General features: G+C 41.9%; 17 protein-coding genes. 14 read left to right on the plus strand and 3 right to left on the minus strand.

The genetic code is table 11. The features are described from left to right. Positions 1 to 390 precede the first annotated feature (390 nt). From WC473_00005 to WC473_00065, 13 genes are all read left to right on the plus strand, one after another. Entirely contained in the window at positions 391 to 732 is a 342-nt protein-coding gene (locus tag WC473_00005) for a GIY-YIG nuclease family protein (protein MFA5124198.1), read from the plus strand. Between the two features lie 85 nt (positions 733 to 817). Continuing rightward, positions 818 to 3,175, plus strand: coding sequence for a phenylalanine--tRNA ligase subunit beta (gene pheT, locus WC473_00010; protein ID MFA5124199.1), 2,358 nt, complete (start codon positions 818 to 820; stop codon positions 3,173 to 3,175). Positions 3,176 to 3,193: 18 nt separating this feature from the next. After that, on the plus strand, positions 3,194 to 3,502 hold the full coding sequence (locus WC473_00015) for a hypothetical protein (GenBank protein MFA5124200.1): 309 nt from the start codon (positions 3,194 to 3,196) through the stop codon (positions 3,500 to 3,502). 9 nt (positions 3,503 to 3,511) lie between these two features. Then, a complete protein-coding gene (locus WC473_00020) occupies positions 3,512 to 3,742 on the plus strand; it encodes a hypothetical protein (GenBank protein ID MFA5124201.1) in 231 nt (76 codons plus the stop codon). Between the two features lie 132 nt (positions 3,743 to 3,874). Then, positions 3,875 to 4,414, plus strand: a complete 540-nt coding sequence (locus WC473_00025) for a hypothetical protein (protein ID MFA5124202.1) — start codon at positions 3,875 to 3,877, stop codon at positions 4,412 to 4,414. Positions 4,415 to 4,491: 77 nt separating this feature from the next. Continuing rightward, entirely contained in the window at positions 4,492 to 4,818 is a 327-nt protein-coding gene (locus WC473_00030) for a hypothetical protein (protein ID MFA5124203.1), read from the plus strand. After that, on the plus strand, positions 4,808 to 6,316 hold the full coding sequence (lysS, locus tag WC473_00035; protein ID MFA5124204.1) for a lysine--tRNA ligase: 1,509 nt from the start codon (positions 4,808 to 4,810) through the stop codon (positions 6,314 to 6,316). The genes WC473_00030 and lysS overlap by 11 nt, the downstream gene beginning before the upstream one ends. Positions 6,317 to 6,319: 3 nt before the next feature. After that, positions 6,320 to 7,027: a peptidylprolyl isomerase gene (locus WC473_00040; protein ID MFA5124205.1), complete on the plus strand. Its 708-nt coding sequence runs from the start codon at positions 6,320 to 6,322 to the stop codon at positions 7,025 to 7,027. 10 nt (positions 7,028 to 7,037) lie between these two features. Continuing rightward, the gene (locus WC473_00045; protein ID MFA5124206.1) at positions 7,038 to 7,508 is read left to right on the plus strand and encodes a hypothetical protein; all 471 of its coding nucleotides are present in this window, start codon (positions 7,038 to 7,040) and stop codon (positions 7,506 to 7,508) included. Positions 7,509 to 7,535: 27 nt separating this feature from the next. Beyond that, on the plus strand, positions 7,536 to 8,789 hold the full coding sequence (gene serS / locus WC473_00050) for a serine--tRNA ligase (protein MFA5124207.1): 1,254 nt from the start codon (positions 7,536 to 7,538) through the stop codon (positions 8,787 to 8,789). A 12-nt stretch (positions 8,790 to 8,801) separates the two neighbouring features. Then, positions 8,802 to 9,380, plus strand: coding sequence for a histidine phosphatase family protein (locus WC473_00055; GenBank protein MFA5124208.1), 579 nt, complete (start codon positions 8,802 to 8,804; stop codon positions 9,378 to 9,380). Between the two features lie 14 nt (positions 9,381 to 9,394). Then, the gene (locus WC473_00060) at positions 9,395 to 10,243 is read left to right on the plus strand and encodes a hypothetical protein (protein ID MFA5124209.1); all 849 of its coding nucleotides are present in this window, start codon (positions 9,395 to 9,397) and stop codon (positions 10,241 to 10,243) included. A gap of 104 nt (positions 10,244 to 10,347) precedes the next feature. Next, positions 10,348 to 11,316 carry a tyrosine-type recombinase/integrase gene (locus WC473_00065; protein MFA5124210.1) on the plus strand — a complete coding sequence of 323 codons (969 nt, stop codon included), beginning with the start codon at positions 10,348 to 10,350 and terminating at the stop codon, positions 11,314 to 11,316. 48 nt (positions 11,317 to 11,364) lie between these two features. Here the strand turns inward: WC473_00065 and WC473_00070 are convergent, their stop codons facing one another. Next, positions 11,365 to 11,589 carry a hypothetical protein gene (locus WC473_00070; GenBank protein MFA5124211.1) on the minus strand — a complete coding sequence of 75 codons (225 nt, stop codon included), beginning with the start codon at positions 11,587 to 11,589 and terminating at the stop codon, positions 11,365 to 11,367. 106 nt (positions 11,590 to 11,695) lie between these two features. Beyond that, positions 11,696 to 12,919, minus strand: coding sequence for a peptidoglycan DD-metalloendopeptidase family protein (locus WC473_00075; protein MFA5124212.1), 1,224 nt, complete (start codon positions 12,917 to 12,919; stop codon positions 11,696 to 11,698). Positions 12,920 to 13,045: 126 nt separating this feature from the next. Here WC473_00075 and WC473_00080 point away from each other — a divergent pair, with 126 nt between their 5' ends. Further along, positions 13,046 to 13,273, plus strand: coding sequence for a hypothetical protein (locus WC473_00080; GenBank protein MFA5124213.1), 228 nt, complete (start codon positions 13,046 to 13,048; stop codon positions 13,271 to 13,273). Positions 13,274 to 13,360: 87 nt separating this feature from the next. Here the strand turns inward: WC473_00080 and gltX are convergent, their stop codons facing one another. Next, on the minus strand, positions 13,361 to 14,848 hold the full coding sequence (gltX, locus tag WC473_00085; GenBank protein MFA5124214.1) for a glutamate--tRNA ligase: 1,488 nt from the start codon (positions 14,846 to 14,848) through the stop codon (positions 13,361 to 13,363). Between the last annotated feature and the right edge of the window lie 48 nt (positions 14,849 to 14,896).

A 14,896-nucleotide genomic window follows, 5' to 3' on the forward strand; every position in this document is an offset into this window, starting at 1 on the left:
ACGAATACGGACAGGATATTAATGGAACTATCGCCAGAGAAAAGCAAATTAAGAAATGGAATAGGAAAAAGAAAGAATTTTTAATCAAGACGATTAATCCAAAATGGATTGATTTAAGTAAAGAGATGTTCGGTTTTTAAAATTAAGCGATCCCTCCACTCGGTCTTGAGGCCTCGGTCGAGATGACAATATAAAATAATAAAGAAAAATACTGAAAAATAAAATATGAACTTAAATATCTCTTACAACTGGCTAAAGTCGCTCGCCCGTTGTCATTCCGACCGAAGCGAAGCGTAGTGGAGGAATCCCTTTTGACAGTAAAAACCCATTAAAATAGTTTATTTAGAGTTAAAAGCGATCCCTCCACTCGGCCTTGAGGCCTCGGTCGGGATGACAAAATGGTTTAATGACGCCGATTGGGATGACAAAACGCACTCTATGACCAAATATTACTATTTGTATATTATGGCTTCCGAATCGGGAACTTTATATGTGGGGATGACTAATAATCTTGGACGCCGGGTCTGGGAGCATAAGAATGAAATTATAGAGGGATTTACTAAAAAATACGGTTGCAAAAGGTTAGTTTATTACGAATACGGACAGGATATTAATGGAACTATCGCCAGAGAAAAGCAAATTAAGAAATGGAATAGGAAAAAGAAAGAATTTTTAATCAAGACGATTAATCCAAAATGGATTGATTTAAGTAAAGAGATATTCGGTTTTTAAAATTAAGCGGTCCCTCCACTCGGCCTTGAGGCCTCGGTCGAGATGACAATATAAAATAATAAAGAAAAATACTGAAAAATAAAATATGAATTTAAATATCTCTTACAACTGGCTAAAGTCGTATGTCAAAACCAGTTTGACACCCCAAGAATTTGCCAAAAAGATTTCTTTGTCTGGCCCCTCGGTTGATCGCATTAATGTCGTTAAACCGAATTTTAGTAAAGTTGTTGTCGGCCAAATCAAAAAAATTGATCAGCATCCTAATGCGGACAAACTTCATGTCTGCAAAGTTAATGTTGGCAAGGATGAGTTGCAGATCGTCTGCGGGGCGCCCAACATCAAAGAAGGCCAGAAAGTTCCAGTGGTCTTGGTCGGCGGCAAAGTCGGCGAATTTGAAATCAAAGAAGCTAAGCTTCGCGGCTTAGAAAGTTTTGGCATGATGTGCAGCCAAAAAGAATTGGGGTTGGGCGAGGATCACACCGGAATTTATATCTTGCCGGCGGATGCCAAAGTCGGCGAGCCGTTAGAGAAGGCCATGCCCATGGATGATGCGGTTTTGGATATTGAAATCACTTCCAACCGTCCCGATGCCATGAGCGTTATCGGCATTGCCCGAGAAGCATCCGCGATTTTAGACAGCAAGTTTTTATACCAGACGCCTAAGCCGAATTTAACTATCAAAGGCGTTAAAAAGAATTTAAAGGTAAAAGTGCAAGAATCCAGGCTGTGTCCGAGATACTCGGCTATAATCATGACCGATGCCAAAGTCAGTCCGTCGCCATTATGGATGCAACAGCGCTTGCTCGCTTCCGGTTTGCGCCCGATCAATAATTTAGTGGATATCACGAATTATATTTTATTGGAATTCGGCCAGCCCATGCATGTTTTTGATTATGAGAAATTGTCTGGCGCGGAAATCAATATCCGCAAAGCCAAGAAAGGCGAAAGAATTTTGGCGCTTGACGGCGAAGAGTATGAATTATCCGCCGATCAGCTGGTAATCGCCGATAAGCAGAATCCGGTGGCGGTGGCCGGCGTCATGGGCGGAGAATTGTCAGCCGCGGCTTCAGGTACCAAAACTATAGTCTTTGAGTGCGCTAATTTTAATCCGGTTTCAGTCAGGAAGACCTCCAGAACCCTGAATTTGCGTTCTGAGAGCTCTGCTTTATATGAGAAGGGAATTAGCCCGGAAAATGTCACCGCCGCCATGTTGCGCGCCATTGAGTTGGCTCAGGAACTCTGCAGCGCCAAAGTTGCCGGCAAATTGATTGACGAAAAATCATACAAATACCAAGATAAAGAAATTGTTTTGGCGCAAGAGCGGGTTGATTCCGCCTTGGGCGTCAAGATTAAGCCGGCAGAAATCAAGAAAAATCTGGAAGCCCTGGGTTTTAAAGTGTCAGCCAAGCAGAATAAATTCAAAGTAACGATTCCCTGGTGGCGCGATAACGACATGGAGGGCCAGCATGATTTGATTGAGGAAATCGCCCGTATGCACGGCTACCAGAATCTGCCGACGGAATTAATGTCCGGCGTCTTGCCTCAAGCCGCCGCTGCCGCTAACTTTGCGCTGGAAGATAGGATTAAGGATATCCTGGCCGGTTTCGGCTTAACCGAGGTTTATACTTATTCTTTCATTTCCGAAAAGCAAATCTTGGGCGCGGGCTTGAAGCTGGCTGATCATATTAAGATCGCCAATCCTTTAAGCGCCGATTTTGAATATATGCGTCGTTCGCTTTTACCCGGCGTCTTGCAGATTATCGCCGATAATCAGGGATTTTTTCCGGCCGGCAAACTGTTTGATTTGAGCCAGGTGTATCTGCCTTTGGGCCCGAATGATTTGGCTGCTGAGAGATTTAAGCTATTAGTGGCTTGCTATGGCATTAATCTTGAAGATGCGGCCGTCGATGCTCGGGGGGTTTTGGATGGCTTAGCCCAAAGATTATATCTGCCCGCCTTGTCATTCCGATCAGAACATAGCGAAACAGAGGAATCGGTTAATAAAATTTATTGCGGTGATACGGAGTTGGGGAAAATTTATATTGTTAAAAATAAAATCTTGTCCGCTTTCAGCATCAAGAAAGCCGTGGCCGTGGTGGAATTGGATTTTGATGCCGTAGCCTCCTTGGCCAAATCCGCTCCGACCTATCGCCCGATTCCGAAATTTCCGGCAATTGAATTGGATTTATCGATGGAGATTGATAATGTGGTCACTTTTGCCGAGGTGGCTAATGTTGCTAGTGATGCCGGCGCGCCATTGATTGATAAAGTTGATTTCTTATCGGTTTATCAGGGCGAGAAGATTACGGAGGGTAAGAAGGCCTTGGCGATTAGGATTGTTTATCGTGATTTAAATAAAACACTGGAATTAACAGAAGCGCAAAAAGCTCATGATAAAGTTGTCGCCGAATTAAAAAAGAGTTATAATATAAGTGTAAGATAAAAACTTAATTTAATTCCCATGCTTGTCACATCAAAAGACCTATTCTGGGTCGTATTATCGTTCGTTATTCTTTTTGGCGGTATTTGCACCAGCTTCGCTATCTTTTATTTCGCCATGATTTTGCGAGATGGCTGGTACATTACCAAAGCCATTAGGCGTAAAGTGGAAGCGGTAGAGAAAGTCATGACCGCTTTCAAGTCCAAGGTGGAGAACACCGCCAGTTTTGTGCCACCGTTAATTGACGGCGTATCCAAATTAATTGAAGCTGTGGCGGAAAAGAAAAGATCTTCCGCTACCAAAGCCGGCAAAAAATCAAAAAGGAAATAATTTTACAATATGCTATCATCAATCGCTTTATTGCCGATTTTCGGCTATCCGGCCATTATGTATGGGGGAATTATCACTTTTATTCTTTTCCTCCTTGTCGCTTTGATCGGTTATCGGATTTTTAAGGGCAAATGCAAACTGTCTAATCCAATCAAGTGGCATCAGACTATGGCGCTTCTGGCGCTGATCTTGGCCGTGATTCACGGCATCCTGGGTCTGTCAATTTTATTGGGGTTTTAAAGATGATTAGAAATAACCGGTTGAAACCGGTTATTTTTTCGTTCTTGACTTTTTATTTATTTTTTGGTATCATAAGCAGTCGCACCTTGAAACTATTTATTTGCGGGTATTGCACATAAAGGAGAATCAACAATGAAAATTATCAGATGGTATTCCGGCGATACCAGATTTGTCCTGGTGATCGGTTTTTTGGCCTTTAAGTTTGCCAAGATTAATCCGTTTATGGCTTTAAAATGCGGGCTCAAGCAATTTAGTAATAGCCCTCACATAAGGCAGATGATCAAAAAGTACGGTTATACTTGCTCGTTTTCCCCGCTCTACTGGCTATTCCGCGGGGTTATGGCCAATTGGTCGGAATGGTGCTATTACCGGCGTACCCGTTTGCCAATTCTTGCCCCGACCCATCTGTCTTTGGGCTTAGTCAATATTCAGGCGGCCGGTGCTTATCCGCAAGTAACCGAAAAATATTTCAGAGACCAAATCAGCCACATCATCGGCCATGACGAGAATGATGATGAGGATATCCATGCCGATCCGCATACTCTCCGTCAAATAGAAAATTATGTCGTTCTTAATGGTAGATTGAAGATTATTGATTACGGATCGCCAAAATCATGGACGTTTTTGGAAAAATGGGGAAGAAAGATATTTGATGAGTTTATCGTTCTATAAGCCGAGTGCCCAAGCCACGGTTAGCCGTGGCTTTTTTATTTGCTATTTTTTGCTGATTTTCGTATAATATAAGCATTATGAAGATAGAAAAAGGGCCGGTAAATTCGGTTTTAATTGAAGCGGGATTGCAGGAATTTATCAGAAATCGCAAGATTCAAGAAGCTGATTTTCCGCTTTTGGAAGAGTTGGCAGAGATTCCCAAAGATTTCCTATTTGTTGAATTGCATAATTTTTTTAATTCTAATCGAGAAAGAAGTGCCGAGGAGTTGGAACACCAGCTTTCTATTATGGAAGAGGGCGATAAGAAGCGTTATTTTGAGTTATTGTTATGTTTTGCCCGGACTTATGACTGGACCGCTTGTTATAATTTGGTAAGAGTATTGGAAAGAAGATATGAAAAATAAAAATAATATGCCTCAACAATCAGCAATCAATCCTCTGGATGAAAAAGTAATGCGTCTTAAGCGTTTGGAAGAGATTAGAAGTTCCGGCATCAATCCTTATCCGGAAAAATTTGATAAGCGGCAGAGCTTGGCCGAGGCCAAAGCTGGCAAAGAGGGGACTAAGGTTCAGACAGCCGGCCGGATTATCACTATCAGAAGCATGGGCAAGATCGCTTTTTGCCATCTATCGGATTGGAGCGGCAAATGCCAAGCCGTGTTAAATATTATGGAAATTGGCGAAGAGAAATTCAAGTGGTTTAAGGATCATATGGATATGGGGGATTTTGTCGGAGTTAGCGGGGAAATCTTTACCACCAAAGCCGGCGAGATTTCTGTCTTGGTTAAGGAATATAAATTTTTAGGCAAGGCTTTATTGCCCTTGCCGGAAAAATTCCACGGTCTTAAGGATACGGATACGATTTATCGCCAGAGATATTTGGATTTAATCGTTAATGATGAAGCCAAGAAGCGTTTCCAGTTCCGGAGCGATTTTATCCGTGTTATTCGTGAATTCTATTGGCGGGAAAAATTTATTGAGGTGGAAACCCCGACTTTCATGCATCAGGCTACCGGTGCGACTGCCACGCCGTATAAGACGCATAACAACGCCTTGGATATTGATTTGTTTTTGCGCATTTCCCATGAGTTACCGCTTAAGGAACTGATTGTCGGCGGGATGGAAAAGATTTTTGAATTGGGTAAAGCGTTTCGTAATGAGGGCGTTGATCCGTCACATCTGCCCGAGCATACCCATTTGGAGCATTATTGCGCTTATTGGAATTTTGAAGATAATATCAAATTCACCGAGCAGATGTTTGATTATATTTTTGACCAATTAGGATTGGACAAAAAGATTAAGATTGAAAACAGGGAAGGGGAGAAGCAGTTGGTTGATTTTTCCACGCCCTGGCCTCGCGTTAATTTCATTGACCTGATCAAAAAAGATGCCGGCCTGGATATTATGGCTTATAGCGATGCCAAGCAGCTTCTGAAAGATATTAAGAAAAAGAAAATTGAGTTTGAGGACATGGACGGAATGAGTTTGTCGGGGTTGGTGGATAACCTCTACAAGAAAGTTAGCCGGCCCAAAATTGTCGGACCAGTGATTCTATATCATTATCCCAAATATTTACAGCCTTTAGCACGCCTTAATGACGATGATAATAATATTGTGGATCAATTCCAGCTCATAGTTAACGGTTGGGAAATCGTTAAGGCGTATTCCGAGTTGGTTGATCCGATTGATCAGCAAGAGCGTTTTGATGGCCAGAAATCAGCCAAAACCAAGGGTGAGGGCGAAGTAATGGAAGGTGATGATGAGTTTATTACCGCATTGGAGCATGGCGCGCCACCCATTTCCGGTTGGGGTATGGGCATTGATCGGACAGTCGCAATTCTAACCGGCCAAACTAATTTGCGCGATGTGGTATTATTTCCGCTTTTAAGACCTAAAGAATAGAGTATGAAAAAGAGTTATTTATTAATCGCTTTAATTATTTTTTCCTTTGCTTTGACCGGCTGTGGCATTCAGCAGGAAGCTAAAGTTTCTGTGCCGGCCGGGAGCGTTGCGGTTATTAGTCGGACAGTAACAGAATCGCCAATCGTTAATTCGAATAATGCCAGTTCCAGCCAAGCAACTTCATCTGCCATAACTAATAAAATATTTTCTATGCCGGAAATGATTATTGATCAAAACAAAACCTACACCGCTGTTTTACACACCAACCAGGGCGATATTACTGTCGCCTTAAACGCCAAAGCTACGCCGATCGCAGTTAATAATTTTGTCTATTTGGCCAGGAATAATTTTTATGATAATACGGTATTCCATCGCGTCATTAAGGATTTCATGATCCAGGGTGGCGATCCCAAGGGCGATGGCACCGGCGGGCCGGGCTATAATTTTGCCGATGAGAAGTTTACCGGCGAATATACCCGCGGCACCTTGGCCATGGCTAATTCCGGCCCCAATACCAATGGCTCGCAATTCTTCATTATGCACGCCGACGTGCCCTTACAGAAAGACTATGTTATCTTCGGCCACGTCACTAAGGGGTTGGAAGCGGTGGATAAAATTGCCACAGCTAAGACGACCTTGGGCGCTGATGGCGCCATGAGCAAACCAGTTACCCCAGTCAAGATTAATTCCATAGAAATAATTGAGAAATAATTTAATAACTATGAAAAAATTATTGTTAATTCTGCCGATTCTCGCTTTAATTTTGGCCGGTTGCGGCAAGGCCGACCGGGGCAAAGTTATCGTTGGCGATGTGGCTAATACTTATAACGCCGCTCAAGAGCTTAATCAGGATATGAATGATCCTAATAAAATTTCCTCAGAAGAGAATGTGGAGAATATCTATACGATTATGAATTATCAGGGCAGTGAATCCAAAGAGATTGTAAAAACAACAATCAAAGAGGGGATAGAAGCCGGAAAAAAACAGGATGAATTGGATAAGGATTTGATCAGAACTGCCGCTGCTAATGACAGCGGTTTAGGCACCGGTTATATGTTAGGCTACATTTTCGGTTGTAAGGCCGTTACCGGCAATGAGGACAAATGCAACGACGACATGGGTGAAAAATACCAAGCAATTATGGTGGAAGAGATGCAACAACAATTCCAAAATATGACCGCGACGCAATAAATATTTTAGATTTTTATAATCAATTTTATGTTAGATATCAAACAGCTCCGCGAGAATACGGAGAAAATCAAGGAGGGATTGTTAAAAAGAATGGATAAAAAGGTTCTGGAATCAGCTTTGAGCAAGATTTTAAAGTTGGATAACGAACGTCGCGAAGTTTTGCAGAAAACTGAGGACTTGAAGTCAGAACGCAATAAAGCGTCAAAAACCAAACCGACCCCGGAGATTATTGAGAAGATGAAATCGGTAGGAGAGGAGATTAAGGCCTTAGACACCCAATTAGGGGGGATTGAGGCTGATTTTGAATTGGCGATGGCTGAACTGCCGAATGTGCCGGCTGACGATGTCTTATCCGGCGATAAGGAGAATAACAAGGTCATCAGATCATCCGGCAGTAAACCGGAATTCTCTTTCACACCTAAAGATCATGTGGAGCTGGCGACTGAGCTGGGTCTGATTGACTATGAAAGAGGAGTGAAGATGTCCGGTTCCGGTTTTTGGATTTATAAGGGGCAAGGTGCATTATTAGAGTGGGCGTTGTTGAATTATTTTTTGGATTTTCATACTAAAAACGGTTATACCTTCATTTTGCCGCCATATTTATTAACCGAGAAGTCGGCCTATACCTCAGGCCATCTGCCCAAATTCCGCGATGATCTGTTTTGGACGCAAGATCAGCTTTGTCTTAATGCCACTTCGGAAATGATGCTGGGCAATTATCATCGCGATGAGATTTTGGATGAAAAAGAATTGCCGCTTAAATATTGCGCTTACTCGGCTTGTTTCCGCCGTGAAGCCGGCTCTTATCGCAAAGAGGAGAGGGGAATGATCCGCGGGCATCAGTTTAATAAAATTGAAATGTTCCAATTTACCAAGGCAGGCGAGTCTTGGCCGGCTTTTGATGAATTGACTCGCAATGCCGAGTCGTTGGTTGAGGGTTTGGGCTTGCATTTCCAGACAGTGCAATTGGCGGCCGGCGACGCTTCTGCGGCTATGGCCAAAACCATTGATATTGAGGTGTGGATTCCGTCTATGGGTATTTATAAAGAAGTCTCCTCAGCTTCTAACGCTCTTGATTATCAGGCGCGACGTGGCAATATTCGTTACAAAGACGCTGAGACAGGTAAGAATGAATATGTTCATACCCTGAATGCTTCAGGATTGGCCACCAGCCGTTTATTTCCCGCAATTCTTGAACAGTTCCAGCAAGCCGATGGCTCAGTGGTTATTCCTGAAGTTTTACGCAAATGGACGGGGTTCGACAAAATTGAAAAAAAGTAAGTTTATCTATTTATGGGGAAAATATTCATCGTGCGGCATGGGCAAGATACTGATAATGTGGCCAAGATATTAAACGGCCGCAGGGACACGGAATTGACTGATTTGGGCCGGGAACAGGCCAAGGCAACCGCTCAAAAACTTGCTGCTGCTTACAGTATTAAAATAATTTATTCATCGCCGCTTAAGAGGTGTTACGAAACCGCCCGGATTATTGCCGAATTTTTGCATGTAGATGAAATTATAGTTGATGAGCATTTAATAGAAAGGGAGTTTGGAATTTTAACCGGCAAACCATTAGCCGATATACCAAAGTATACGGATAAAATTTTGCATAGCGACGGGGTGAATTATTTTTTGGAAGCAGAGGGCACCGAGGATTTTTCCTCTGCTTATGAGAGAGGAAAAAAGATTTTGGATGAGATAAAAGAGAGGCATCCCCAAGATAATATTTTAATCGTTACTCATGGCGATACCGGCAAGATGATTCGCGCCGCCTTTCATGATTGGGGCTGGGAAAAAGGATTAATGATGCCGTATTTTGATAATGCTTCAGTTTTGGAGCTTTTTAACACGCAGGATATCATCAATTAAATTAGGAATGCAGCATGATTAAGGATTATTCTTACACCGGCGGGAAATCGGGAGTCAAGAAGGATTATCAGGTTAAGAACTTCAATAATCCCTACTTTCATCCGGAAAAAAAGAGTTTAACCAAGCACTTCAACACCAAGCTGTATCTGCAGATCCTCTTGGCTCTTTTTTTATTGTATGTGATTATTTATAGCGACTTGTTTAAGATTACTGCCGTTGGCATTTCCGGTACGGATTTAATTGATCAAAATGAAATCGGAGCCATGGCTGAGAAAGAGCTGAGCGGTTATAAGCTTTTTTTGTTTCCTCGCCGTAATATGATTTTTTTTAATCAGAAAAGACTGGAGCGGGAGATTAACAGCCGTTACGCCTTGAATAAGTTGGAAATAAAAAAAAGCTGGCATCGTTTGGATATCAGTTTGGAAGAAAAAGTCGCTTATCTTATCGCCACCAACAATCAGACGTCATATTTTGTTGACATGACCGGTACGATTATCAAGGAGTTGTCGCCTCAAGAGGTGATTGATTATTCACCGCGTTTTCCCCGATTGGTTTTGGCGCAGGAAATAAAAATCGGCGATCGACCGATTTCCGGAAGATTTGTCAATTATGTTTTGGAATTGGATAAAGATTTAAAGAGCCGTAACATCAAGGTTAAAGATTATCAGAGCGGGGGAGTGGATCAGGTGTTTATGAATGCCGAAGCCGGTTGGCAGGCTAAATTCTCCATTAACACCAATATCAAGTTCTCTCTGGAGAACCTCTACTTCTTTTTAGATAAGAAGCTTAAAGGTAAGGCGTTCCAATATATTGATTTGCGCATCGGTGATCATGTCTATGTTTTTCCGGAGCAGGGAATATAATCTTTATTATTATTTGCCTTAGTTTGCGTTTTTATTATATAATATATTTAACTTCGTATAACGCAGGATAACCGATGTAGTATCATCAAATAAGCCTATTAATTATGAAAAAGTCTTCGGAACCATTAATTAAGCATATCAATGACTTTTTAGATTATATTGAAGTGGAAAAAGGCCTTTCCCCTGTTTCCGCTAAGAATTATCACAATTTTCTCAAAGTGTTTATTGTTTGGCTCAAAGATAATAATCTATCTCAGATTAAACCCCATGAGTTGGATAGCAAGCATATTTGGGACTTCCGCCTCTACTTGTCGCATAAAAAGGATCAGAAAGGCCAATATTTAAAAAAAACCACTCAGAGCTATTATTTGAGGGCCTTAAGGCAATTATTGAACTATTTTACTGAGAAGGATATCAGTTCCCTGCCGGCGGAAAAAATTAAATTACCTAAATTGACTGATAAAGACAGACAAATAAAATTTTTTTCTTATAGTCAGGTTGAGCATTTGTTATCGATGCCGGATTTAAACGATATTTCCGGTTTGCGTGATCGGGTTATTTTGGAAGTCTTTTTTTCTACCGGTATGCGTGTCTCCGAGTTAACTTCGCTTAACTTGAAGCAATTTGATATTAGGGGAATTTTGAATAATAAAATCAAGGATTTGGAATTATCAATAGCCGGCAAGGGCGGCAAGGTCAGGACTATTTATTTTTCGCCTCGAGCCATTAAATATTTAGCTTTATATCTAAAAGTGCGTCAAGAAGACATGCTCATTCCCCTATTTATTAATTATAGTCGCAATACCGGCGATAAAGGCGAGCGTCGTTTAACTCCTAGGGCAATTGAAAATCTGGTTAAGAAGTATACGATTATGGCTGGACTGCCGATTAATGCTACGCCCCATACCCTTAGGCATAGTTACGCCACTGATTTATTGGAGCAAGGGGCTGATCTAAGATCAGTTCAAGAGTTATTGGGCCATAGTAATGTGGCCACCACTCAAATCTATACTCACGTTACTAATCCTCGGCTAAGAGATGTCTATAAAAAATTTCATAGTGGCAGTAGATAAACAAAAAAACAACCGGTGTTTGCCGGTTGTTTTATTAAGATTCGATTCTTATATTTTTTCCTCTTCTTCCTCGTCCTCGTCTGTGTCCTCATCTTCATCTTCGTCAATTTCCTCGACGTCTTCCTCGTCATCAGTGTTGGAATCGTCGATCATGTTGCTGCAGCCGCAAGCGCAGTCCGGGCCGCAAGCGCAACAATGAAAGCAGAGCGAGGTGTCGCAGCTGCATTTGCTGTCGTCACTAACGGGCATACCGCATTTGACGCATGTGTCCATACATTTAGAATAGTTATTTTTATTAGGGTTTTTTACCCTTTTTATATTATAGCAAAGATAATAAGAGAAATAAATATGGCTGTCAACCCCCCCAAATAATAAATATTTATGGCAAATAATTAAGTGGATCAACTGGGACTCCATTGGCTCTGACTTCAAAGTGCAGATGCGGTCCGGAGGAAAAGCCAGTACTACCGGATAAGCCGATTAATTGGCCTTTAGTGACATACTCGTCGCTACCTACATTAATGGAGCTTAGATGAGCGTAAAGCGTGGAAATATTGTTGCCATGGATAATCATGATGTAATTGCCGTACCATTTGGTATTTCGGCCGATAGTCGCCACATAGCCGGTATCGGCAGCTTTGACTGGAGTACCGGTTTTGACGCCGATATCAATGCCGGAATGCTCAAATAGATAGCGGTAAGGATATTCAGGATCATGAAAAATGGAAGTTAAACGCTGGCTGGCGGTCGGCCAGCTTAGGGCTGCCGTTCCCAATTGATTAAAGCGTTCTTTTTCTCCTTTTTTAGATAATTGATCACGAAGCTTTTTTTCTAATGCGGCAACCTGGGCATTGGCCGCGGCTTGCTCTTTTTTTAGATCGGTAATTAATGTCTGAAATTTACTTTCTGACTTCTTGGTTTCTGTAATCAGGTAATTTTTTTCTTGTTGTTTATCGTTTAATATTGATTTCTCATCTTCTAATTTATTCAGGGTATCGGCCAGTTGCTGTTTGCTTTGATCCAACTCTTTTTTTTGGTCAACTAATTTGTCGCTTAATTCTTGCAAGCGATTAAGCGTTTTTTGCAGGTCGCTTCTAATGTCCTCGGAATATTTTATTTGGTCAAAAAATTCGGAAAAAGAGTTGTTGCCCAAGAGTATGGAAATATAGTCTTTATCATCATATCGAGCTATTAGGCGCAAAACGTTGGCTAATTTGTTTTTTTCATTTTCCATTAACCCCTCATTCTTTTTGATGTTAATATTAGTGCGTTCAATTTCCAGTTGGACTTCTTTGACTTCCTCTTCTTTGATTTGGATATCTAAATTGGTTTTGCCTATTTGGTTGCTCAGTATGTTTAGTTGGTTTTGTAAGCTGACTTGTTCTAAACGATTGTATTTTACATTGGTTTGGTATTCGGTAATTTTTTGGGTCAGTTGGTCTATTTTGGCTTTTTGCGCTTCTATTTGCTTGTTAAGTTCATCGGCGGCCGCTTGATCATTACTCCCCTGTTCTGCCGCTCGGGTAAATTGAAGAGTGCCAAAAACAGCCAAGATTGCTAGGCAGAAGATAAATATTAATTTTGCGATTTTTTTGCCTTCCATTTTTATTAATTATAACAAATTATTCGGCGTTTGACAAAATGGAGGTTTTTTATTAACATTTTAATTGTTTGCCTTAGAATTTTAGAATAGCAAGCTTAATAATCCTATGGGAAAGGAGGAATAGTCATGATAATTCCGAAGACAGGCGGGCAAGTTGTTTGTGACGGAGTGAAGGCAGGTAAGGAATGCGGACAAATTCTTAATATTATGTTGCCGCCGGTCAAGGATTTTTTCAGTTACTGGGTAAACGTTTTGCAACAAGCATTGGATTGTGGTTGGACTTGCAACTACGACAATGGAAAGATTTTTTGTCCTCGATGTTCCCGACCGACTGATGATGGCGCAGGGAAATAAAACAGGTTGCAGTTTTGTAAAGATAGCACTTTAGATTGACTGAATGCATAAAGCAGTGATTTTGAAACCACTGCTTTTTATTTTTATTTAACTTAATTTTTTTATCGCCTGTCCGATCCTGTCCAGAGTTTTTTCTTTACCCAATATCTCAGCGATTTCAAACGGCGTTGGAGATTTTTCTTGGCCGGTTAAGGCGGCTCTAAGCGGCCAGAGCACTGCACCGTTGGTCAGGTTGGAATTCTTAATCCAAATTAATAGGGATTTCTCCAAATTTTCCTTAGACCAATCAGTCAGCCGTTTTAGCTCTTCGGTCACCAAAGATAGATTTTTCAAGGCAGTTTGCTTGTCTGATTTTTTCCAAATCAGTAGTTCCGGCCGGTAGTCCATCGTATCAGTAAATAAGAATTTTATTCCCTCCCCCGCCTCGGACAGCTTGCTTATGCGTTCCTGCTCAATCGCTAATATTTTTTCAATTTCAAAACCCTCAGGTAAAGCCCCGACATTATTTTCCAGGTATGGCCGGGCCAGTTGAACAAATTTTGTATTCGATAGTTTTTTGATGTATTCGCCGTTTAGCCAGTCAAGTTTTTGTTGATCAAAAATGGCTCCGGCTTTGTGGACTTTGGCGAGAGAGAACTGCTTGATTAGTTCGTCTAAGCTAAAAACCTCCTGTTCGGTTCCTGGATTCCAGCCCAAAAGCGCCACGTAGTTTATTAGCGCTTCCGGCAGATATCCGGCCTTCATATAATCCTCTACGGCCACGTCGCCTTGCCTTTTGGACAGCTTGGATCTGTCTTTATTTAGGATTAGAGGTAGGTGGGCATAAACAGGCGCTGTCCAACCGAAGTACTCAAACAGAACAATGTGTTTGGGTGTTGATGGCAACCACTCTTCGGCGCGAATGACGTGAGTTGATTTCATTAGGTGGTCATCAACCACATGAGCCAAATGATAAGTGGGAAAGCCGTCGGCTTTAAGTAATACCTGATCATCCAATTCTTTTGAGTTGATCATAACCTTGCCCCTGATCAAGTCATTGAATTTTATCTCCCTGTTCTCCGGCATCCTCATTCTGATAACATGCTTCTCGCCCTTGGCTAGGCGCTCCTTAACTTCTTCGGCGGTGAGTTTTTTACATTGGCCGTCGTAGCGGGTTGGACGCTTAAGTTCCTCCTGCTCCCGTCTGAGCTTTTCCAGTCGTTCAGGAGTGCAAAAGCAGTAGTAAGCGTAACCTTGGTTAACCAACTCCTGGGCGTATTTTTGGTATGAATCTAGGCGCTTAGATTGCGTGTAGGGGCCAAATTTGCCCTTTTCTGAGGGTTTTCCCGCCCGATCCAGTAAAACACCCTCATCCGGCTTAATACCCGCCCATTTTAGTACTTTTAGCAGGTTCTCCACCGCTCCCGAGACCTCGCGGCTTTGATCCGTGTCCTCAATGCGCAAAAAGAAAGTCCCGCCGTTTTGCTTGGCGAATAAGTATTCATATAGGGCGCTGCGCAAAGACCCCAAGTGAACATAACCGGTCGGGCTGGGTGCAAAACGGGTGCGAACCTTGGATTTGAATAAATTAAACATATTTTATTTGTTAGAGATAAAGTGATTAGGAACCGGAAAGTAAGAGAT

The sequence above is a fragment of the Patescibacteria group bacterium genome (assembly GCA_041650895.1).
GTDB lineage: Bacteria > Patescibacteriota > Patescibacteriia > 2-01-FULL-39-33 > 2-01-FULL-39-33 > CAISTG01.

What these genes read in the sequence shown, in the direction of transcription:
- WC473_00005 (MFA5124198.1), top strand. Translation starts at nt 391, where the DNA reads ATGACAAAATGGTTTAATGACGCCGATTGGGATGACAAAACGCACTCT.
- pheT (MFA5124199.1), top strand. Translation starts at nt 818, where the DNA reads ATGAATTTAAATATCTCTTACAACTGGCTAAAGTCGTATGTCAAAACC.
- WC473_00015 (MFA5124200.1), top strand. Translation starts at nt 3,194, where the DNA reads ATGCTTGTCACATCAAAAGACCTATTCTGGGTCGTATTATCGTTCGTT.
- WC473_00020 (MFA5124201.1), top strand. Translation starts at nt 3,512, where the DNA reads ATGCTATCATCAATCGCTTTATTGCCGATTTTCGGCTATCCGGCCATT.
- WC473_00025 (MFA5124202.1), top strand. Translation starts at nt 3,875, where the DNA reads ATGAAAATTATCAGATGGTATTCCGGCGATACCAGATTTGTCCTGGTG.
- WC473_00030 (MFA5124203.1), top strand. Translation starts at nt 4,492, where the DNA reads ATGAAGATAGAAAAAGGGCCGGTAAATTCGGTTTTAATTGAAGCGGGA.
- lysS (MFA5124204.1), top strand. Translation starts at nt 4,808, where the DNA reads ATGAAAAATAAAAATAATATGCCTCAACAATCAGCAATCAATCCTCTG.
- WC473_00040 (MFA5124205.1), top strand. Translation starts at nt 6,320, where the DNA reads ATGAAAAAGAGTTATTTATTAATCGCTTTAATTATTTTTTCCTTTGCT.
- WC473_00045 (MFA5124206.1), top strand. Translation starts at nt 7,038, where the DNA reads ATGAAAAAATTATTGTTAATTCTGCCGATTCTCGCTTTAATTTTGGCC.
- serS (MFA5124207.1), top strand. Translation starts at nt 7,536, where the DNA reads ATGTTAGATATCAAACAGCTCCGCGAGAATACGGAGAAAATCAAGGAG.
- WC473_00055 (MFA5124208.1), top strand. Translation starts at nt 8,802, where the DNA reads ATGGGGAAAATATTCATCGTGCGGCATGGGCAAGATACTGATAATGTG.
- WC473_00060 (MFA5124209.1), top strand. Translation starts at nt 9,395, where the DNA reads ATGATTAAGGATTATTCTTACACCGGCGGGAAATCGGGAGTCAAGAAG.
- WC473_00065 (MFA5124210.1), top strand. Translation starts at nt 10,348, where the DNA reads ATGAAAAAGTCTTCGGAACCATTAATTAAGCATATCAATGACTTTTTA.
- WC473_00070 (MFA5124211.1), bottom strand. Translation starts at nt 11,589, where the DNA reads ATGGACACATGCGTCAAATGCGGTATGCCCGTTAGTGACGACAGCAAA.
- WC473_00075 (MFA5124212.1), bottom strand. Translation starts at nt 12,919, where the DNA reads ATGGAAGGCAAAAAAATCGCAAAATTAATATTTATCTTCTGCCTAGCA.
- WC473_00080 (MFA5124213.1), top strand. Translation starts at nt 13,046, where the DNA reads ATGATAATTCCGAAGACAGGCGGGCAAGTTGTTTGTGACGGAGTGAAG.
- gltX (MFA5124214.1), bottom strand. Translation starts at nt 14,848, where the DNA reads ATGTTTAATTTATTCAAATCCAAGGTTCGCACCCGTTTTGCACCCAGC.